This is a genomic window from Paenibacillus sp. MMO-58 (assembly GCF_037146255.1).
GTDB lineage: Bacteria > Bacillota > Bacilli > Paenibacillales > Paenibacillaceae > Pristimantibacillus.
Genome location: NZ_JBBCVY010000005.1, coordinates 391,214 through 412,358 on the forward strand (window position 1 = coordinate 391,214; position 21,145 = coordinate 412,358).

The 21,145-nt window shown below is 52.0% G+C and carries 18 protein-coding genes; 11 read left to right on the plus strand and 7 right to left on the minus strand.

The annotated features are described in order from the left end of the window. Positions 1–7: 7 nt before the first annotated feature. Positions 8–1,384: a YheC/YheD family endospore coat-associated protein gene (locus tag WFJ73_RS17830; RefSeq protein ID WP_336774349.1), complete on the minus strand. Its 1,377-nt coding sequence runs from the start codon at positions 1,382–1,384 to the stop codon at positions 8–10. A gap of 204 nt (positions 1,385–1,588) precedes the next feature. Between WFJ73_RS17830 and WFJ73_RS17835 the strand changes: the two genes are divergently transcribed. Further along, positions 1,589–1,879 (plus strand): hypothetical protein, encoded by a 291-nt coding sequence (locus WFJ73_RS17835; RefSeq protein WP_336774350.1) that lies wholly within the window; start codon positions 1,589–1,591, stop codon positions 1,877–1,879. Between the two features lie 85 nt (positions 1,880–1,964). Here WFJ73_RS17835 and WFJ73_RS17840 read toward each other — a convergent pair whose 3' ends face one another. Beyond that, positions 1,965–2,339, minus strand: coding sequence for a helix-turn-helix domain-containing protein (locus tag WFJ73_RS17840; protein ID WP_336774351.1), 375 nt, complete (start codon positions 2,337–2,339; stop codon positions 1,965–1,967). A 147-nt stretch (positions 2,340–2,486) separates the two neighbouring features. Between WFJ73_RS17840 and WFJ73_RS17845 the strand changes: the two genes are divergently transcribed. After that, entirely contained in the window at positions 2,487–2,981 is a 495-nt protein-coding gene (locus tag WFJ73_RS17845) for a hypothetical protein (RefSeq protein ID WP_336774352.1), read from the plus strand. Between the two features lie 37 nt (positions 2,982–3,018). Continuing rightward, a complete protein-coding gene (locus WFJ73_RS17850; RefSeq protein WP_336774452.1) occupies positions 3,019–4,338 on the plus strand; it encodes a DRTGG domain-containing protein in 1,320 nt (439 codons plus the stop codon). A 488-nt stretch (positions 4,339–4,826) separates the two neighbouring features. Here the strand turns inward: WFJ73_RS17850 and rsgA are convergent, their stop codons facing one another. The 4 genes from rsgA to WFJ73_RS17870 all read right to left on the minus strand — a co-directional run bounded on the left by rsgA (position 4,827) and on the right by WFJ73_RS17870 (position 7,972). Further along, a complete protein-coding gene (gene rsgA, locus WFJ73_RS17855; protein ID WP_336774353.1) occupies positions 4,827–5,939 on the minus strand; it encodes a ribosome small subunit-dependent GTPase A in 1,113 nt (370 codons plus the stop codon). 814 nt (positions 5,940–6,753) lie between these two features. Further along, positions 6,754–7,050 carry a YtpI family protein gene (locus tag WFJ73_RS17860; RefSeq protein WP_336774354.1) on the minus strand — a complete coding sequence of 99 codons (297 nt, stop codon included), beginning with the start codon at positions 7,048–7,050 and terminating at the stop codon, positions 6,754–6,756. A 76-nt stretch (positions 7,051–7,126) separates the two neighbouring features. Further along, positions 7,127–7,642 (minus strand): hypothetical protein, encoded by a 516-nt coding sequence (locus WFJ73_RS17865; protein ID WP_336774355.1) that lies wholly within the window; start codon positions 7,640–7,642, stop codon positions 7,127–7,129. A 3-nt stretch (positions 7,643–7,645) separates the two neighbouring features. After that, entirely contained in the window at positions 7,646–7,972 is a 327-nt protein-coding gene (locus WFJ73_RS17870) for a YtrH family sporulation protein (protein WP_127495453.1), read from the minus strand. Positions 7,973–8,096: 124 nt separating this feature from the next. Between WFJ73_RS17870 and WFJ73_RS17875 the strand changes: the two genes are divergently transcribed. From WFJ73_RS17875 to WFJ73_RS17910, 8 genes are all read left to right on the plus strand, one after another. After that, positions 8,097–11,753: a DNA polymerase III subunit alpha gene (locus WFJ73_RS17875; RefSeq protein ID WP_336774356.1), complete on the plus strand. Its 3,657-nt coding sequence runs from the start codon at positions 8,097–8,099 to the stop codon at positions 11,751–11,753. Positions 11,754–11,881: 128 nt separating this feature from the next. Beyond that, the gene (locus WFJ73_RS17880) at positions 11,882–12,376 is read left to right on the plus strand and encodes a phosphatidylglycerophosphatase A family protein (RefSeq protein WP_015846042.1); all 495 of its coding nucleotides are present in this window, start codon (positions 11,882–11,884) and stop codon (positions 12,374–12,376) included. Between the two features lie 96 nt (positions 12,377–12,472). Further along, entirely contained in the window at positions 12,473–12,661 is a 189-nt protein-coding gene (locus tag WFJ73_RS17885; protein ID WP_015846041.1) for a hypothetical protein, read from the plus strand. Between the two features lie 36 nt (positions 12,662–12,697). Then, positions 12,698–13,570, plus strand: coding sequence for an acetyl-CoA carboxylase, carboxyltransferase subunit beta (accD, locus tag WFJ73_RS17890; RefSeq protein ID WP_127495451.1), 873 nt, complete (start codon positions 12,698–12,700; stop codon positions 13,568–13,570). After that, a complete protein-coding gene (locus WFJ73_RS17895; RefSeq protein WP_336774357.1) occupies positions 13,560–14,597 on the plus strand; it encodes an acetyl-CoA carboxylase carboxyltransferase subunit alpha in 1,038 nt (345 codons plus the stop codon). Before accD ends, WFJ73_RS17895 begins: the two co-directional genes overlap by 11 nt. 90 nt (positions 14,598–14,687) lie before the next feature. After that, positions 14,688–16,442, plus strand: a complete 1,755-nt coding sequence (gene pyk / locus WFJ73_RS17900) for a pyruvate kinase (RefSeq protein WP_015846038.1) — start codon at positions 14,688–14,690, stop codon at positions 16,440–16,442. A gap of 184 nt (positions 16,443–16,626) precedes the next feature. Continuing rightward, complete coding sequence (locus tag WFJ73_RS17905) at positions 16,627–17,094, plus strand: acyl-CoA thioesterase (RefSeq protein WP_336774358.1); 468 nt, start codon at positions 16,627–16,629, stop codon at positions 17,092–17,094. A gap of 241 nt (positions 17,095–17,335) precedes the next feature. Continuing rightward, on the plus strand, positions 17,336–19,399 hold the full coding sequence (locus WFJ73_RS17910) for an RNA degradosome polyphosphate kinase (RefSeq protein WP_336774359.1): 2,064 nt from the start codon (positions 17,336–17,338) through the stop codon (positions 19,397–19,399). Here WFJ73_RS17910 and WFJ73_RS17915 read toward each other — a convergent pair. Then, positions 19,390–20,919, minus strand: coding sequence for a Ppx/GppA phosphatase family protein (locus WFJ73_RS17915; protein WP_336774360.1), 1,530 nt, complete (start codon positions 20,917–20,919; stop codon positions 19,390–19,392). The genes WFJ73_RS17910 and WFJ73_RS17915 overlap by 10 nt on opposite strands. Positions 20,920–21,145: the final 226 nt, after the last annotated feature.

Genomic DNA, 21,145 nt, shown 5'->3' on the forward strand with positions numbered 1-21,145 from the left:
CCTCCGGTTAGAATCCCGACAGGAAGCGGGAGTATTGTATGACATTTCGGACCGATGGACGGATCTTGTTGTCATTTTCCTGATTGAGAGGCGTGTTGTCGCTTTTCGAAGGCTTGGAGTTAACCTCCAGCAGCCATACGCGGCCATTGGTGTCCAGCGCCAAATCGATTCCAAGCTCGCCGAAATGCGCCGGAATATGCTTATCGATTCCTTCGGCAATCGTCAGAGCGGCCGTTCGGAGGCGTTTGGAGGCCCCTTCCTTGCCGGCGAAAATATTGGAACGCGCGACAGCCTCGCTAACGGTACTGAGCGTTCCCCCGCGTGCGAGATTGGAGACGAAATGCTGGCTGCTCGCGGTACGCGCCACTACGGAGGTCAGCGTCCATTTGCCTGTTGCGTTCTTCTGCACCACAGCGCGGAAGTCGACCGGCCGCTTCTGGATCTCAATTAGATTGAGTCCTTGCTGGGCTTGATATTTAATGGTTTTCATCTTGGTCGAAATGCTCGAGAACAGCTTCTCAAGGTTCGGGTATACCTGCCGCCTTGTTCCGGTGCCGGTTGTGAAATGCGCCTGATAGCTGTCTCCCTCGAGCCTTGTCACACGGATAATGCCTTTGCCGAGACTGCCTTTGGACGGCTTGAGGAATACGTTGCTGTAACGGGAACACATCGATTTCAACGTGGTATAGTTGCGGAGAAAGTGGGATTCCGGCAGATAGCGCCGGACACTATCGTCTTTTTTTAGCGCATCGAAGACTTCCATTTTGTCCAGGAACTTTTCGTTAAACACGCTGACATGATGAGTGTTCTTTATTTCTTTGAAAAACTGCTGTACAAGAGTACGGCTTTCCAGCTTGCGGGACGTCAGGCGGTTGTTCACGACATCCGGCAGCGGAAGCTTTGCCCGTTTCCAACCGTTTGAAAAGGTCCAGCCTTCGATTTGCTTGTCGCTGCTTCCCGAGATATGGTTCGGAGTGAAAAAGTAAACATGCGCCCCCTGATTCGCGCAGCCGTCGACCAATTCCTTGCAGAACATCGTAATCGTGCCAAACGGTTTGTCGGGCGTACTCGGATAATCACGGCTAATCAGAACGCCGATCAGAGGCCCAAGCCTAAGCGTGGAAGACGAGGAATCGTAGCTCAGGCGAAGGGCGGTGCTGCTAAGAATGCCCATCTGTCTGGCAAGCGATTGGTTCATGCGCATTCCGTCGTACTTCAGTACCGGAATGACCTTTACCGTCTTCTTGAATGTTCCGAACCGCAATACGATCGACACGCTGTGAGAAATATGCCATTGCTTCAGGTAGGCTTCACCCAGCATAATCGTATCTTCCGGAAGCATGCCGGAGCTGATAAGCTGAACGGCTACTTTCGATTTTTGCATTGTGTAAATCTCCTTCCAAGCAGGAGGATGACGAAAAGCGGATAAAGGCCCATAGGTGTTTTACACGAATTACTTCATCATATGAGGACATCTATTCCTTGGTGATTGGCCAAAGAAATTAGTGGGGCGGTCATATCCGGGGGTTTGTCTTCATAGGATAGTGGTGCGGACAAGCAAAAGCTATTGAAGCGGGAGTTGAGATGAATGAGGGGAAAAGCCCGGCATATTATGTATCTGGCAGTTGCTTTGGCGATGCTGTTCTACGGGGTGCCAAAGCTGGATCTTACGGGTCCTTGGAATGCAGTGACGATATTCGGTGTAGTGTGGACTTTGTTTGCGCTGCTCGTCATTGCCGCTCACTTGAATGCGCTGCTCTGGATGAACGAGCAGAGGAAAAAGGAACTGGACCGCATCAAGCGGATGAAGAGAAATACCTGGGAGCGCAGGCTGCAGCAGGCGGTGGACAGGGGTTCGAACCGAAGGGCAAGAGGTTAAGGAATAGAGGCAAGGCGCGTGCCCCCGTAAGGGGGCTTTTTCATTTGCTAAGCTTTTTTGAGGATGGGGTAATCGGGTATGTCTGTTAATCGATATCTTTGAACTGAACAAGCTGCTTGACGAATTTATATACCGCTTCCTGTTCCTTGACGGATAAACCCTGAAGCTGAGATGCGATTTTCTCCGCATAGGTGCTTTCTTCGTGAGGTGTCCCGGGCATATGGACCAGCTGCTCAAGCGGGCATTGGAGAGCGTGGGCAATTTTGCTCAAGACGTCGACCGTAGGACTCTTCTCGCCGCGTTCCACCTGCCCCATATAAGAGCCGTTTATTTCGGCCCGCAGAGCCAGCTGCTCTTGGCTGAAGCCCTTTTGTTTGCGTATTGCCCGTATATTCTCACCGATATTTCGGCTGATTTCGTTCACATTCGTCACCTCAGCCTTAAGATAGAGCTTTCCCATCCCGGCAACAACGTCTTATAGTCCTTATTGAAAATAGTGCCTATAGTCATTGACCAAAGGTTATGCTTTTTATTATAATTGTGTAAAAAGGTTCTACCTATTAACATCATTTCCTAAATAGGAACTTTTTAACAAGGAGCAACGCTTATGGTTGATGAGTTTGAGTTTTTTCGAAACGTGCAGACTTACTATCAGCATATGCGGTTTCAGGTGCAGTTCACGTACCGCATTTTACATAAGACCAATAAATCGGCAAAGGCGCACGGCAGCTTTAATTGCAGGGTGAATCCCCGTACGCAGCATGTGGAATATCAGATGAGCCTGCGGTCGGAGACGATCGCAAGGCCATTTAGCGAGAAAGGATCCTTCTTGTTTTCCAGCCAATATCCGGAGATCCCTCCTCAATCGGTCGTCCTTGAGAATTATCCGATATTGAAGCTGAAGTATCCCGTACCTATCAATTATGATTGGTACTCCTTTATATTTAAAGGAACGCAAGAAGCATTTACGGTGCAGTCCCTCCAGCAGGTGTTCGACAAATATCGTTGTACCGGAGCAGACGGGGAAGATGTGGATGCAGGACTAAAGGTCGCAGCCGTCTCTATCGACTGGTATAATGGAATGAAACGAACGAAGGTTTAATTGGGGGAGGGCGGTGCCGGTGGCATCCGTTTCCGGAATGGATACAAGCACGAAGCGCGAACAAATTCTGCAATATATAGAGACGCTCGATATAGGCGAGAAAATCTCGGTAAGGGCAATCGCCAAGGCGCTTGGCGTCAGCGAAGGAACCGCTTATAAAGCGATTAAGGAAGCGGAAGCTTCCGGCCTTGTAAGCACGAAGGAAAGAATCGGGACGGTCCGCATTGACCGGAGAAGGCGCGAGGCGCTGGATCAGCTCACCTTCGGCGAAGTGGCGGAGATTGTCGAAGGGCATATATTCGGCGGCACCTCGGGGCTGGACAAGTCGCTCCACAAATTTGTAATCGGTGCGATGGAGCTGGATGCGATGCTCCGCTACATCGATGAAGGCAGCCTGCTTATTGTAGGAAATCGGAGCGGCGCGCATCGCTGTGCCCTGGAGCAGGGAGCAGGCGTTCTGATTACGGGCGGATTCGAGCCAAGCGAGGAAGTGAAAGCGCTGGCCGACGAGAACGGACTGCCGATCATTTCATCCCGGCATGATACGTTTACCGTAGCTTCGATGATTAATCGGGCAATGTATGACCGGCTTATCAAACGCAAGATTATGCTTATTGAGGATCTGATGACGTTTAGCAGGCCGGCGGATGTGCTTAGGTCCGGCAATACGCTGCTCGACTTTCATAAGCTGAGCCGGGAGACCGGCAATTACCGATTCCCGGTTATTGATGACCGAGGCAGGGTTGTCGGCATGATGACCTCAAAGGATGCAACCGGTTCAGCGGATGATAGTTCGATCGACAAGCTGATGACCCGACATCCGATCACGGCCGCGCCTAACATTGCGGTAACTTCAGCTGCGCATACGATGGCGGCGGAAGGGATTGATCTGCTGCCGATTGTGGACCGTCACCGTAAGCTGCTAGGGGTCGTCACTCGCCAGCAGCTGCTGGACGCTCTCCGTTTTGCAGGCAAGCAGCAGGAGATCGGAGAGACCTTCGACGATCTCATCTGGTCCGGCTTTGATGCGGATGAGGTGGATGGCGTTCCGCTCTACAAAGGAGCCATTACGCCTCAAATGTCCGGATCTCTCGGCATGGTGTCCGAAGGGATATTAGTCACGCTGATGACCTTGGCCGGAAGGCAGATGATCCGGGACGCGGGCAAGCGGGACTATCTGATTGACGGGATGACCGCTTTCTTCGTTAAACCGGTCCAAATCGACAGCCAGATTACGATCGTTCCCCGCGCGCTCGAGATGAGCCGCAAAGCGACCAAGCTCGAAATCGAGCTTATCGATCAGACGGGGTTGGCGGCTAAGGCCATGATGACGGCGCAGATGATTGATTCGTATTAGGGAGGGCATGGGGATTTCAGGAATGTCTCTCCTTCCGCTGCTGTTGTGATCGTGAATTTTTGAATCAACTCGCGTATGCGAGAATTCACGATTCACAAAGGCAGGCGCTACGCTCTTCAGGAGACACATTCCCTCCATCCCCACTTTCAAACTCCCTAATACTTTAGGGAGACAGGTTAAAGGGCTGCCATTCGTTTGGCAGCCCTTTTTAATTTGTAAGTCTTCATCTGGACTCTTCACTTTGGTTCTGCTCTGTCTTTCGGCTACGTTGCACCAAATACACTATAAAGGGACGAATCTGTCCAATGGTTCCGAATATCCTGCACAGAATGCAGCATATTGAAGGAAAACAGCCCCTATTGGTTCAAATCGGTACAATATCCTGCATTCTATGCATTATAACTCTTCAGCTACCTTCCAAAATAGCTAATATACTGCACTTCATGCAGTATATTTCATTTTGATACACCTGAAGGGGGGGCAGCAAGTTAATCGTAATCCCAAGCGCCCGCTTTTGTTCTGCGCTCGCTCTTGCGGGAGGAGGAGCCGGCTGCTTTTTTTGCCTTTTTGGCAAGGCTGTTTTCTTTGCGCGCAAGATGGGAGAGCTCTTTGGCCGTCTTCCTATAGTTGTGAAGCCGCTTCGCTTCAAGCGTTCCGTCCTCAATCGCTTGCAAGACCGCGCAGCCGGGGTCTGACTCATGACGGCAATCCCGGTAACGGCATTTGGCAGCCAGAGCTTCGATATCGGAGAAAGCCTGCTCCAAGCCGTCCTGCGCATCCCATAGCTGAAGCTCTCGCATGCCCGGCGTATCCATGACAAGCGTTCCGTTCGGCAGAAGGAACAGCTCCCGATGCGTTGTCGTATGCCGGCCGCGGGCATCGTTTTCGCGGATGCCCTGAGTCTCCATGATGTTATCATCCGCGAGCCAGTTCAGCAGAGTAGACTTGCCTACACCGGACGAGCCAGTGACGGCAATGGTTTTGCCCGGCTGCAGATAAGGAAGGAGCTGCTCTTTGCCCTGGTTCTGCAAGGCGCTGATCAGGTGCACCGGTACGCCGGGGGCGGCGCTTTCCATCTGTGCGGCAAAGGCTTCCGGATCATCGCATAGATCGGCTTTGGTCAGCAGGATAACCGGTGAAGCACCGCTTTCCCATGCGGCAATCAGGTAACGTTCCATTTTGCGGACGTTAAAATCCTGATTCAGTGCGTTTGTAATAAACAAATAATCCATATTGGCGCCAACGACCTGATCATCCACCGTACTCCCGGCTGCTTTGCGGATCATTGCGCTTTGGCGCGGCAGAAGGTTATGAATAACCGAGCGTGTCTCGCCCGGAAGTTTTTCGGCCATAACCCAGTCGCCCACGGCGGGAAAATCGCTTTTTAGCGCCGCATTAAATTCGTATTTGCCGGTAACGGTAGCCGTATGCTCGCCGCCTGGCGTCATGATTTGATAAGAATGGGAATGCTGGGCGATCACGCGCGCGGGAACCAGCTGTCTCGCGCTTGCCGGCATTTGCTCCATTTTATTGTTCCAATCGGTATTCCAGCCGTAGGCCAGAAGTTGTTGATGATGCTGCAAGGTATCGGTATTTTTCAAATCGGATGCTCCTCTTTATTCGTTTTATTGGACTTTCGAAACAACAAAAAACCGCAGGGATTCCCCTGCGGAAGGCACAAAAAAAACCGCAGGACCTCCCGGTCCCGCGGCTCGTCTCCAAAACTAAAAGGTTAGAAGGCGCTCCGTATAGGCCGAGAGAAATGAATGGGACAAACAATCGGTAGGTTCATCATTTGACATCAGCCTCCTGTAGTAAGATGTGCTTAGTATATGCAAAAGAAGACCATAATCTCTAGGCCAACTTTGAGTAAAAGAAAACTTTCCGCGTCCGTACCGCGGTTGTCTACGGCATTTTCGCTGCTAGGCTGTCCAATGCCTGCTCTGCTTGGAGACCTTCACGGTCGGTGATGAGATATCCTTTGGCTTGCCATGCCTTTGCTAGTTGTAGCCGTATATAACGCGGTCAGATGTCGGTAAGGTTCATTAATAGTGAACCTTGCCGCGGAGTTCTATCCAACTTTTGAGAGAGAAGGAGGCAATAGTGAGTTTCTCCTCCTTATTTACACGTAGAAAAACCTCACGATTTAATGAGTATCCTCATTATAGTGGCTGCCAAGCCAAAAAGCCGACCGGCGAAATGCCAGGTCGGCTCAATCTGCTGCCCCAAAGGACGGACAGCAGTAGACTTTTATGAAAATGAGAGCACGGAGTGGGCGAATGTTTCTGAGAAGCGGAGCGCTCGCCTTTGGTTACCGGATTCTTACCAAATACAACTTCCAAAGAGGAATCCGGAACCAACAGCGATCGAAGAAATATTCGCCCCACGCAGTGCCATCCATTTTCATAACGCGCTCTACTGCTGCATCGTCCGAAAAATACTATGGTTACGCAGCCCCGCAAACAAATTGAAAAATCCGATAACGAGGAAAATCGCCCCGATCACGATACGCGCCGTCGAAGTGCCGGAGAGGAACAGCTGAACGCCGGCGATAAACATAAGCATAAAGCCCATGCTGATGTTCATCCGGGATGCATGAAGGCCGCGCGCGCGCGTGTCCGTCGAGCGGCGGGATCTAAAGCTGAAATAGACGGTAAGCGCGAGCGTGATCATAATGCCCGGCGCAAACACCCATTGCAGGAGGGAGTCCATGTTTGCTACAGCTCCTTTTGTAGTCTCAATGGCGTTATTGTAGCATGAATTCACCCAAAACCGGAAATAAATGCGTTTAAGAAGGTGGTCTCGCGTATAAACGGACTTTCACCCATACTTGCAGCTTGTTTTCCACGACCAGAATTGTCGTGATGTCGATGGAATAGTCTTTTTCAAGGACATTGGTATAAATCTTGTTGCTTAATAGTCTGCGCGCAAGCTGGGCGTCCGTGTCGATCTCATAAATGCTTTGCCCGAGAAAAACGGAAAGATCCGCTTTGATCCGCTTGATTAATTCCGCTTCCGTTACTTTATCAAGCTTGGGGCGGTCGGTATTTTGGCCGGCTTCCTCTTCGATTCGAGGCAGGACGCTCTTAATGACGGTATGTTGATTTTTGAATTGCGTTAAGCCTTTTATTTCCGTTTCAGATTGCTCCAGCTTAACCTCCAGATCGCTCTTCAGATTCACTAACGCCTCGAATTGGGCGTGGTACATGGAGTTGTAGATGATTGCGCCAAGCAGCATGCCAAGCAGCAATACGCCAAGCATCTGCACCCCTTTGACATACCGCTCAAACTGAGGTACGCGCATGCATCAAGCCGCCCCCTTGCAAATGAGCTTGACCAATTCCGTTCCCATATGGGCGCCTAGAAAAGCGATGGCAATATAAGCAATCTGAAGGACGGCCGGCGACAAATGCCCTTCTACGATATTACTTTCGATAACGCGCATCGGATCGATAGAGCCTCCGACGGCTGCGACAATCGCCCATATTTTGAGATTGCCGGCCGTACTCAGCATCATGGAAGTAGGGGGCAACAGAAGAAAAACCGAGCCGATTCCAGCCAGCATGGATCCTCCGACAACAACGCCAAAGGCGATAAAAAAATCAAGCCCGGCCTTGGATAAAATGACGTTCACAACGTACACCTGCCTTTTAGCGCATAGTCCAGCCTGTCCGGCTGCCTCACTACCATTCTATGGGCGCTGTGCGGTCTATTATGATAAAATAGAAGGAATAAGAACCGAAAGAGGGTGCCAGCGGATGAACAACATAGATTCCTCGTTTGTGCATTTGCACGTGCATAGCGAATACAGCTTGCTTGACGGCGCAGCCCGGATCCGCGATTTGGTGGCAAGGGCTGCCGAGCTAGGGATGAAGTCGCTTGCCCTTACCGATCACGGAGTCATGTACGGAGCTATTCCTTTTTATAGAGCTTGCCTGGCACAGGGCATCAAGCCGATTATTGGGTGCGAGATGTATTTTACGGCGGGTTCCCGTTTCGAGAAGGGGTCGCGCAAGGACAATCCGATCTATCATTTAATTCTTCTAGCGAAAAACGAGACCGGTTACCGCAATCTGATGAAGCTGGTCTCGATTGGCCATCTGGAAGGCTTTCACTATAAGCCGCGGATCGACCCGGAAGTGCTGGAAGCCCATTCCGAAGGACTGGTCTGCTTGAGCTCTTGTCTGCATGGGGAGATCTCGCAGCATCTGCTTCACGACCGCCGGGAGGAAGCGCTGGCGGCAGCTTTGCGCTACAAGCGGATTTTCGGGGACGACTTCTATCTGGAGCTGCAGGATCACGGCATGCTGGATCAGAAAAAAGTCGCGGCAGCCATGATCGAATTGGCCCGGGAAACAGGCATCAAGCTTACGGCTACGAACGACGTTCATTATTTGACGCCGGAGGATGCCGCCGTGCAGGATGTTCTGATTTGCATCGGAACGGGCAAGTCGGTGGACGATACGGACCGGATGAAGATAGGGACGGATCAGCTGTATATGAAAAGCGGAGAAGAGATGGGACTCTTGTACCGCCACGTGCCGGAAGCGATTCGCCATACAGCCGAAATTGCGGACAAATGCTCGCTGGAGCTGACGTTTGGGCGGGCAGCGCTGCCGGTCTTCCGTCCGGTGCCGGAAGGCATGACTTCGTCGGCGTATTTGGCCGAGCTTTGCAGAACCGGGCTTGCTTCCCGTTATGCGGGCCTGCCGCAATGGTCGGAGGATCCGGCTTTCCGGGAACGGGCGGAGGCAAGGCTTGCTTACGAGCTGTCCGTAATTGAAAATATGGGCTTCAGCGATTATTTCCTGATCGTATGGGATTTCGTCCGCTTTGCCCATGAGCAAAGCATCCGGACCGGTCCGGGGCGGGGCTCGTCAGCGGGAAGCCTGGTTGCTTACGTGCTCCGAATTACCGACGTGGATCCGCTGAAGTACAAGCTGCTCTTCGAGCGGTTTCTGAATCCGGAACGGATTACGATGCCCGATATCGATATCGACTTCAACGACGAACGCCGAGATGAGGTAATCGCTTATGTCTCGGCCAAATACGGGGATGAGCATGTGGCGCAGATCATTACCTTTGGTACGATGGCCGCCAAAGCCGCAGTCAGGGACGTAGGGCGGGCAATGAATGTGCCGTTCGCGGAGGTGGACCGAGCGGCGAAAATGATCCCGAATCAGCTCCACATTACGCTCGAGGAAGCTCTTCGGATCAGCGAAGGCCTGCGCGAAGCCTGCCAGCGGCAGCCGAGGACCGATGCCATGATCAAGATGGCGCTGAAGGTGGAAGGCATGCCGCGCCACGCTTCTACCCATGCGGCCGGCGTTGTTATCTCCGGCGGTCCGTTAACCGATTACGTCCCGCTGCAGGCGGGAAGCGAGCGGACGGCGCTGACCCAATATTCGATGGAGCATCTCGAAGCGGTTGGCCTTTTGAAAATGGACTTCCTCGGCCTAAGAACGCTATCCATCGTGGAGCGTTCGCTTTCCTGGGTGAAAGGCTTATACGGCAAGGAGATTGATTTCCGCAAAGTGCCGGATAACGATCCGGATACCTATGTGATGCTCGGGCGCGGCGAGACGATGGGGATTTTTCAGCTGGAGTCGTCCGGAGTCAGGCGCGTACTGAAGGAGATGAAGCCAAGCGAATTCGAAGACATCGTATCGGTGCTCGCATTGTACCGTCCGGGTCCGATGGAGTTTATTCCGAATTACATTCAGGGCAAGCACGGGCTTGCGCCCGTCAAATATCCGCATCCCTCTCTCGAGCCGATTTTATCGGATACGTACGGCATTATTGTCTATCAGGAGCAGATTATGCAGATTGCTTCCGCCATGGCAGGCTTCTCGCTTGGCGAAGCGGATTTGCTGCGCCGCGCCGTTTCGAAGAAGAAGCGGGAGGTGCTCGACGAGCAGCGCGCGCATTTCGTAAAAGGCAGCGTAAGCGAAGGCTATAGCAGCGAGGATGCCAATCTGGTGTACGATATGATCGTCCGGTTTGCGGACTACGGCTTCCCGCGCGCCCATGCCGCAGCCTACGGCGTACTTGCTTTTCAGACGGCATGGCTGAAGGCGCATTATCCCATTCCGTTTATGGCGTCGATGCTTGCTTCCGTTACCGGCAATCAGCGGAAAACGGCCGAATACGTTGACGAATGCAGACGGATGGGCATTGAGGTGCTGCCTCCCGACGTGAACGAAAGCGGCGTTACGTTTACGCCGGTGGAGGGAGCCGTTCGTTTTGGCCTTGCGGCTATCAAAAACGTCGGTACTCAAGCTATCGAGGCTATCGAGAAAGAGCGCCGGGAACGGCCTTTCGACAGCCTGCTTGACCTATGCCGCCGGGTGGATCTGCGCGTCGTCAACAAGCGGGTGCTGGAGTCGCTTATTCAAGCCGGAGCGCTTGAATCGCTGCCCGGTCACCGCGCGCAGCAGCTTGCCGCCCTCGAGGAGACCGTTGATGCCGCTTTGAAGTGGCGCAAGGAACGCGAGGAGCTGCAGATCGAGCTGTTCGGCTTCGACGAAGTACAGAACTGGGATGTCGAGCTGCCGGATATCAGGCCGTATTCGACGGGCGAGCAGCTGGAGCTGGAACGGGAGCTTCTTGGCCTCTACTTGTCCGGCCATCCGCTGGATGCGGTAGAGGAGCAGCTGGAGCCGCTTGGCCTTGACCGGTTCGTAGAGCTCGGGGAAGCGGCGGAAGGAGCAGCTGCCGTTATCGGAGCTAGAGTGGTTTCTCTTAAACCGTTTACAAATAAAAAAGGAAATGCGATGGGCTTTATTGAAATAGAGGACAGGGTTATGCGTGCTGAGGGCGTTGTATTCCCGGCTGTATGGAAGCGCTGCGGGGATCGTCTGGCGAAAGGCGGTCTCGCGATTATTCACGCTACCGTCCAGCATCAGGACGAGGACTTTAAGCTGATCATAGAAGATGTTGTGCCGATTCAGGAAGGAACGGCAACGGCGGAGCAGCTGGCCGAGCATGTCAGGCGGATGCGGAAGCATGCGAGCTCCCGTGCTTCGAGACCGGCAGGAGGCGCCAATCCGCCTCCCGCACAGACTTCTCCGGCAGTAGCAAGAATGGCTCAGGCTCAAGCTGCACCGGGGGAATCGGCCACCCGAAAACCGCAGCCTGCAAGGCCCGCGGTGCCAGCCGGCAGTACGAACCCGGCTGGCGAGAAGAAGCGCCAGCGCGTCTATATCAAGATCATCGCTTCGCGCGAGCATCCCGACGTGCTGGAGCAGTTGAAGAAGCTATTGACCGACCATCACGGCCAGCTGGATACGGTGCTGTTCTATGAACGGGAGCAGCGTTCGCTTGCTCTAAGCGAAACGTACCGCACCAAGCCTTCTCCGCAATTATTCAGCGCCATTGAGCAGCTTCTTGGGCAAGGAGCCGTAATTGTCAGATAATTTATGCACAACTCTATCACTTCCCGCATACAATTAATGTTACAAGTGGGATTAAGCGGCTGCTTGCCGCTGCTTTTTCCCGGCTTACGTTGCATGAAAACGTACAAGCATATGCGGGAGGGATGGACATGACGTCCGGAATCGAAAAGTGGTTGCAAAAGCGTGGAGTAAGTGTTGATGATATTGCGGAAATTGTATATACGCTGCAGCGTCCTTACAATGCGGATTTGACCGTGGCCGAATGCGAAGAGAGCGTAAGAGCCGTTTTGGAAAAACGCGAAGTGCAGTATGTGCTGTATACCGGGATCGCTCTTGACGAGCTGGCCGAACGCCGTTTGCTGCCGGAACCTCTACAGGCTATCATGGAAACAGACGAGTCCTTGTATGGCGTAGATGAGACTTTGGCACTAGGAATAACGAATGTTTATGGGATGATTGGCTTGACGAGTTTCGGATATTTGGATAAAGTAAAGCCCGGCATTATTCGTCAGCTGAATCTGAAAGGCGAGAAAATTCACGTGTTTCTCGACGATCTTGTCGCAGGACTGGCGGCGGCGGCATCAGCAAGGATCGCGCATCAGGACCCAAAAGCCATCCGATACCATTTGCCCGATTCGCCATGACTGTGGTATCATTATGACATCATATGGCCTTTAACGGGATTGACTTGTTTGAAGATGCGAACTTTGCTGCGGGCAAAGTTTTCAGGAGGTACCATAATGTGGACGGTCATTTACATCGCTCCAACCGCTAGAATCGCGGACAACATCAAGAAGCGGCTTACGGAAGAAGGCTTTCTCGTAAAAGTCCGTCCAGTTAATCTGTCTAAACAGCAATATGAGATTTTGGTTCCTTCGGGTGAATTGGAGGAAGTACAGGAAGTATTTAACTCCATTATGCAGCCGTAATACCTTATACTATTGCGCCTTGAGAGGTGTCACACATTGCAAATTAAGGACTTATTTTCAAAGAAGAAGTATGCGACCATCCCTTCTGAGCGGCCTAAACGCGACATACCGGAAGGTCTAATGAATAAGTGCTCCAAATGCGGCACCATTCAGTACAGCAAAGAATTGGATAAGAATTTGAAGGTATGCTCGTCATGCGGGCATCATTACCGTCTGAGTGCTTGGGAACGGATTGGAATGACGCTTGATGACGGGCGTTTGTTTGAATACGATGCGGATATGGAATCTGTCGACCCGCTCGAATTCCCCGGGTACAAAGGGAAGCTCGAGCAGCAGCGGCAGAAGAATCCGAATTTGCGCGAAGCCGTTGTAACGGGCGAGGGCACCATTAACGGCCATCCGGTTGTTGTTGCGGTCATGAGCTTTGACTTCTTCAGCGGAAGCATGGGGTCTGTCGTTGGCGAGAAAATAACAAGAGCAATCGAAGCGGCGCATGAGAAGAAGCTGCCCCTTCTTATTTTCTCGACATCGGGCGGCGCCCGTATGCAGGAAAGTATACTTAGCTTAATGCAAATGGCGAAGACAAGCGCCGCTCTTTCCATGTTTCAAGGGGCTGGAGGCTTGTTCATTTCGGTGTTTACAGATCCTACGATGGGTGGGGTTTCCGCGAGCTTTGCGAGTCTTGGCGACTACAATTTGGCCGAGCCCGGCGCGCTTGTGGGCTTTGCCGGCCGTATCGTAATCGAGCAGACGATTCGCCAGAAGCTGCCGGACAACTTCCAGACAGCGGAGTTCAACATGCAGCATGGACAGCTTGACCTGGTTGTTCACCGCAAGGATATGAAGACAACGCTTGGCAAGCTGCTGGATATGCATACCGTAAGGGAGGGATTATCCCATGGCGGCTGAACAGATGCTTCCGTTCGAGAAGCCGATCAGCGATTTGCGCGAGAAGATCGCAACGCTGAAGACGCTGGCTGAGAGCAACGGCATGGACTTTTCCGAAGAGATAACGCGTCTTGAAGAGAAGTGCAAGCAGATGGAAGAAGAGTTGTACAACGAAATGACCCCGGCGCAGAAGATGCACATCGCGCGTCTTCACCAGCGTCCGACTTCGCTTGATTTCATTCAGGCGGTCTTCACGGACTTTATCGAGCTGCATGGCGACCGTTTGTTTGCCGATGATCTGGCGATTGTCGGCGGCCTGGCGAAGCTGAACGGCTTGCCGGTCACGGTAATCGGCCATCAGCGCGGCAAAGATACGAAGGATAATATTGCCCGTTTCTTTGGCAGCCCCCATCCGGAAGGATTCCGGAAAGCGCTGCGTCTTATGCAGCAAGCGAACAAATTCAAACGCCCAATCATTACTTTAATCGATACAAAGGGCGCTTATCCAGGCAACACGGCCGAGGAGCGTGGCCAATCGGAAGCGATTGCCCGCAACTTAAGAGAGATGGCCGGATTTGGCGTGCCAATCGTCTGCATCGTTATCGGTGAAGGCGGCAGCGGCGGGGCTCTAGCCCTTGGCGTAGGCAACCGGGTACTCATGCTGGAGAATGCAATTTACTCCGCGATTTCCCCTAACGGCGCGGCTTCCATTCTGTGGAAGGACGCATCCAAAGCGGATATTGCGGCCGAAGCGATGAAAATTACGGCGAAGGATTTGCTCGAGTTCGAAGTGATCGAGGACATCATAGAAGAGCCGCAAGGCGGCGCGCATCGGGATCTAGCGTTCACGGCGGAACGGATGAAAGAGAAACTGTGGAAGCATTTGGTGGAACTTCTGCCGATGACACCTGAGCAACTCATTGAAGACCGTTACCATAAATTCCGCAAGATTGGCGAATTCCAAGTAGCGGAAGCCGCAGCGCAAGAAGCTGCGCAAGCCCCGCAAGAGGCTGAAGCTCCCGAAATGACGGAATCGGCAAAGGTATAAAAGTTTTAAACTGTCGTACAAGCTGCGGCTCAAGATCTTGATTATTGACTATAATGACTATAGCAGGCATTAAACGGAGGATACTTAAACATGCGTAAAGCTAAGATTGTATGTACGATTGGACCTTCCAGCGAATCGTTGGAAAACACGAAAAAACTGATTAAAGCGGGTATGAACGTTGCACGTCTGAACTTCTCCCACGGCGATTTCGAAGAGCATGGCAACCGAATTAAAAACATCGGTATCGCAAACAAAGAGCTTGGAACTAGCGTAGCGATTCTGCTCGACACCAAAGGTCCTGAGATTCGTCTCGGCAAGCTGAAAGAAGAGCCGATTGAGCTGGTAGCAGGCGAGCGCGTTGCTCTGACAACGGAAGAGATTCTGGGCGACATTAACCGTGTGCCTATTACTTACGACAACCTTCCTAACGACGTTTCCGTAGGTTCGACTATTCTGATCGATGACGGCCTGATCGGCCTGACGGTTGAAGAAGTTCAAGGCACTGAAATTATTTGCCGCATCAACAACAGCGGTCAAATCAAGAGCAAAAAAGGCGTTAACGTTCCCGGCGTTGCGATTTCCCTTCCGGGCATCACGGAAAAAGACGCAAACGATATCATCTTCGGTATCGAAATGGGCATTGACTTCGTAGCGGCATCGTTCGTTCGTAAAGCAAGCGACGTGCTTGAAATTCGCGAGTTGCTTGAGCGCCACAATGCAAGCCACATCCAAATCATCTCCAAAATCGAGAACCAACAAGGCGTTGACAATCTCGATGAGATTCTGGAAGTTTCCGACGGCCTGATGGTTGCCCGTGGCGACCTTGGCGTTGAGATCCCGGCTGAAGAAGTACCGCTAGTACAAAAAACAATGATCGAAAAATGTAACCGTGCCGGTAAACCGGTTATCACGGCTACACAAATGCTGGATTCGATGCAGCGCAACCCGCGTCCTACACGCGCTGAAGCAAGTGACGTAGCGAACGCAATCTTCGACGGTACGGATGCAATCATGCTCTCCGGCGAAACAGCTGCCGGTAAATACCCGGTTGAAGCGGTAACTACAATGTCCCGTATTGCCGAGCGTGCGGAAGCGGCTCTGGAATACCGTGAAATCTTCACGAAACAAGCTAACGCTCAAAAAACTTCCGTAACGGAAGCAATCAGCCAAGCGGTTGCAGTATCCGCTCTGGACCTGAACGCTGCAGCAATCGTGACTTCGACACAAAGCGGTTTCACAGCTCGCATGGTATCCAAATACCGTCCGAAAGCACCGATCATCGCGGTAACTAACGATGAGAAGGTTATGCGTCGTCTGGCTCTGATCTGGGGCGTTAAACCGGTTCTTGGCGAAATCGCTGAAACGACGGACGCTATGTTCGAGAACGCGGTTGATGGCGCAAGAAGCACTGGCTTGATCAGCCTTGGCGACACAATCGTTATTACGGCAGGTGTTCCGGTTGGCCGCGCAGGTACAACAAACCTGATCAAGATTCACCATGTTGGCGAGCTTCTGGCTCAAGGACAAGGCATCGGCAGTCAAACGGCTACAGGCCGCATCGTTGTTGCCCGCACGCCTGAAGAAGCAAACGCACGCGTAACATCGGGTTCGATCCTGGTTACGGTATCGACGGATAAAGAATATATGCCTGCTTTCGAAAAAGCGGCTGCCGTTATTACAGAGCAAGGCGGCATTACAAGCCATGCGGCTGTATGCGGCATTAACCTGGGTATTCCGGTTATTCTGGGCATCTCGAATGCAACGGAATTGCTGATGGATGGTACTGAAGTAACAGTCTACGGCGAGACTGGCGTTGTGTACTCCGGACAAGCTAAAGTCCTGTAAGAACGAATTTCATATTTCTCTTTAGAAGCAGAGAAGAACAGAAGCGAGGGTGAGCCATTCACCGTCGCTTTTGTTTCACGTATAGGGAAATACATATACATATACTCGATTTATGTTTGCGTTTTGTAAACAAAGCTAATTTTTTCGTCCTCAAGTTCGTAATAATATAGGGGGTAGCTTCATCATGCCGTCACAGCAATGGTTCCTTCATCCTCTGCGCGTTCGTTATCAGGAAACGGATCAAATGGGGGTTGTTTTTCATGGCAATTACATAACCTGGTTTGAAATCGGCCGTACCGAGCTAATCCGCTCAGCGGGGTATGATTATAAAACCATCGAGCAGCAAGGCTTGCTGCTTCCGGTGGTGGATCTTCAGTGCCGGTACGAGCTGCCGGCCCGTTATGACGATACGGTGCTGATTTGCACGCGTATTTCGGATTTTTCGCCTGTGCGCCTTTCCTTTGAATCGGAAATCCGCAAGGTAAGTCTGGATCAATTCCATACTGCTATTGTTAATCAATACGAGGATCTTCCGGGGGAGCGGCTTGTAGCCGGCGGAACGAAGCATGTCTGGGTAAACGAGAAGTGGCGGCCTGCAAGACTGGACAAGGGTCTGCCTGAATTGTATGCTTTGCTGCAGTCCATGGCGTAATTGCTTTTCTTCTCTTTATTGTTTGATCTTTACGCTGTAAGCGGAGGTTGTTTCGAGTCGAGTGCGACTATTGCGCGTTTGTTTCAACCTTCAGGAGGTTGATCAAGAAACAAACCGCAAGGAGCAATCGACCGAAACAACCGGAGCGTCAACCGGAGCTTTAACTTGATCTTTACAAATCGTTAATATTCCTATAATAGTCATCAGTCATAATAGGGGCATAATTGGGGAGGCGTGAGGAATGACAAGACAATTGTCCCACTATGTGAACCGGGATTTGAGCTGGATTGAGTTTAACCGCAGAGTGCTCCAGGAAGCACAGGAATCGAATAATCCACTGCTTGAACGCGCCAAATTTTTATCCATTGTATCCAGCAACCTGGATGAATTCATGAGTGTTAGGGTAGCCGGCATCCAGGATCAGATCCGCGCGGGCTATACGAAGATGGATTTTACGGGCTATACGCCTGCCGGATTGTGGAAAAGGCTGATCAAACGGACGACCCAGATGGTCTATGATCAATACAAAACATACCGGGAAGTATTCCGTTGTCTCGGTCGGGAAGGCATTATTATTTCATCCGTCAAGGAACTGAATGCCAGTCAATCCAAGGCGGTGTCGGAATATTTTCAGGAAATTGTTTTCCCTGTGTTAACGCCGATGGCCGTTGACCAGAGCCGCCCGTTCCCCCTCGTACATACGAAGGAGCTATACTTGGCGGTGCTTTTGCAGCGGGAGGATTCGGATAGGGATGATGAGCCGCTGTTCGCAATCGTACAGGTTCCATCTATTCTGCAGCGTTTTGTGCCTGTGCCAGGCCGGACAAACAGCAAGAAGATGGAGTTTGTGCTGCTCGAGGATCTTATCGAAAATCATATTACGACCCTGTTTAACGGCTACATTCCGTTTGCCGTTCATGCGTTCCGCCTTACGCGCAATGCCGATCTTACGCTAAATGAAGACGGGGCGGAAGACCTTCTGGAGGAGATTGAGAAGGAGCTGCGCAGAAGACGCTGGGGCATTCCGGTGCGGCTGGAAGTCGCAAGAGGCATGCATCCGATGGCGCTTGAGATGTTGAAGGAAGAGCTGGAGATTGAAGATAACTTGATTGAGATTGACGGGCCTCTAGATCTCAGCTTCCTGATGAAATTTGCTAACTCGCTGCCGGGTTATGACAACCTTCGCTACAGCCGTCTTGAGCCGGTGTATCCGCATGAATTCGACGAGACGGATGATATGTTCGAAGTGATCCGCCAGCGCGATGTGCTGATGTATCACCCCTACGAATCGTTTGAAGCGGTAAATGATTTTATCGATCAGGCTGCGGAAGATCCTAACGTACTGGCTATCAAGATGACTTTATACCGTGTCAGCGGTCAATCTGCGCTTGTACAGGCTTTGTCCAAGGCAGCGGAAGCCGGCAAGCAGATAACGGTGGTTGTGGAGCTTAAGGCAAGGTTTGACGAGGAGCGGAATATCGCCTGGGCACGCCAGCTGGAGAAATCGGGCTGCCATGTCGTCTACGGCCTTGTTGGCCTCAAGACGCATGCAAAGATTTGTCTCGTTGTCCGCAGGGAGATGGGCACGCTGCGCCGTTACGTCCATGTCGGAACAGGCAACTATAACGACAGCACGGCAACCTTATACACGGATATCGGTCTATTCACTTCCCATCCGATTATTGGCAGCGATGCCTCCGCCTTGTTTAATGAGGTAACCGGGTACTCATCGCCATATGAATGGAAGGCGTTTGGCGTTGCTCCGACAGACTTGAAGGAGAAGCTGTTCCGGTTAATTGACCGTGAGATTGTTAACGCCGAACAGGGCAAGGGAGCGCATATTATTGCCAAGATGAACTCCTTGTCCAATCAGGAAATGATCGATAAGCTGTACGAAGCTTCGCGAGCCGGGGTCAAGATTGACCTGATCGTCCGGGGAGTGTGCTGCTTGAGACCGGGCGTAGCCGGACGCAGCGATAATATTCGCGTAATCAGTATCGTGGACCGGTTCCTGGAGCATGCAAGGGTAATGTACTTCCATAACGGTGGAGACGAAGAAGTTTACTTATCGAGTGCGGACTGGATGACGAGGAATTTGACGCGCCGGATCGAGCTGATGAGTCCGGTATTTGACGAGAACCTTCGCAAAACCTTGATCAATATGCTGCAGCTTAATTTGGACGATAACGTGAAAGCCCGCGAGCTGCAGGCAAACGGCACCTACGTTCATGTGAAGAACGATATGATGCCGTTCCGCAGTCAATTCGAAGCCAGATCAATTCCGCAGTGGAAAAATTACGTATAGTCGGGAAGGGCCAGGACGGGAGTTAGTCCCCATAGTTTTTTGAAATCGGAGGATAGCTCCTCGACTTCCCGGGCTTCAACCGCTAATGTTCCTTCGGAACGCACCGGATTAAGCAAAAGCTGGCTGCCGGACCGGACCGCTTCCAATCGGCCGATGGCTTGCGTCTCGCTGCGGTCTAGCGCTGCCGCGAGCTGTAGAAGAATGCCAAGCTTTTGGATACTATCGAAATCGGATTCGCTCAACAGTTCCTTGTACTCAAGAAGCTGCTGGCGGGTCCGGTTTTTGCTCTTATAAGAAGCAATTGCCGCAATCATAAGGATTTCCCTGTGGGCAAGCCCGTTTAGATGGGAGTTCACGATGAGATAGAACGTATGCTTCGCATATTCATAATAATCAATGGAAGCGCCGATCCGGAACAAGGTGGAGGCAGCATCAAGCAGCACTTTGGCCCGGTTCGGAAGCAGATGCACGGGTCTAAGCTCATCGTAGAGCTGCAGTGCCAGACGGTTAACCTGCATCACATGCTGTTTAGGCGCAGCCGGATGCAAAGCGCTTACGTTTTGCAGGCTGAATGCGAGCACGTCCTGATGAAGGGGACGACCGGGGAAGCGGGTCGCATAGAACAGACCGTCGCGAAGGCCGGAGCCGCAGATGCGGTAATGGCTGGTCTTTAGCAGGCGGAACAAGGTGCGCAGCACCGCAATGCCAGGCACTATGACGTCTACGCGGTCCTTGGACAGACCCGGGAATTTCTTGCGTCTGTCGAGCGGCGTCTGGTACAGCTCCTGGAACAGGGCATCCGCATCTGGTCCCGTCATCGGATAGTTATGAGTTTGGGTAAAAGGGTACTTCGTCACTGCTTGATGAATTTTGCCCATAGCGCGTGCGGTTCCGCCAACTCCGATCAGCGGCAGGGATGGGGATTTCGTCAGCCAAGGTTCGTTTTTGACGGCCTCGGCGACCAGCGCTTCAATGCGTTTAAGTCCATCCTCGCTCAGCATCCCTTTTACCGCATATTTCCGGTTCAGGCTGACGCAGCCAAACGGGAAGGAGACCGATTGGACAAGCTGGCGGCCGCGAAAGAGGGATACTTCCGTGCTTCCCCCGCCGATATCAACAAGAAAGCCGTCCTGCACATCCATGGCGTTAATCATGCCAAGAAAGCCGTAGGAAGCTTCCCCTTCACCGCTTAGCAATTCTATCGTAAGGCCGGTTTCGGATTTAATCGTTTCCAAAATTTCTGCCTGGTTTGCCGCATTGCGGATAGCGGCAGTCGCCACCGCGCGGATTTGTCCGGTCCGGTTATGTGCGCAGATCATCGTAAAATGGTTTAGCGTGCCAAGCAGCTCGGCAATCGCATCCGTTGCCAGAATGCCGTTGTCATCAACCCGTTCTGCGAGGCGGGCAGGACGCTTGCCTCCGTCGATGACGCGATGCGCGCCGCTGGCGGTCCGCTCATAGACGACAAGGCGGACTGAGTTCGAGCCGATATCAATGATGCCAATTCGTTGTTCTGTCATCGTGGTCCTCCGTGCTAGTTATTTCTTCTATTCTATCACATTGAAATATGATTACGGAAAGCGAGTATTTTTGCGTGGAATAGGGAAAAATGCGTCTGGAGCAATTCGTGCGAAATTTGTGGAAGAAAGGGAATGAAAAAAAACTTTATAGCGCTGATAAAGCATTTCTATGTCCGGTTTTGTTCACTTCGCTGATAAAATCATTTATGATTAATAGCGACGAGAG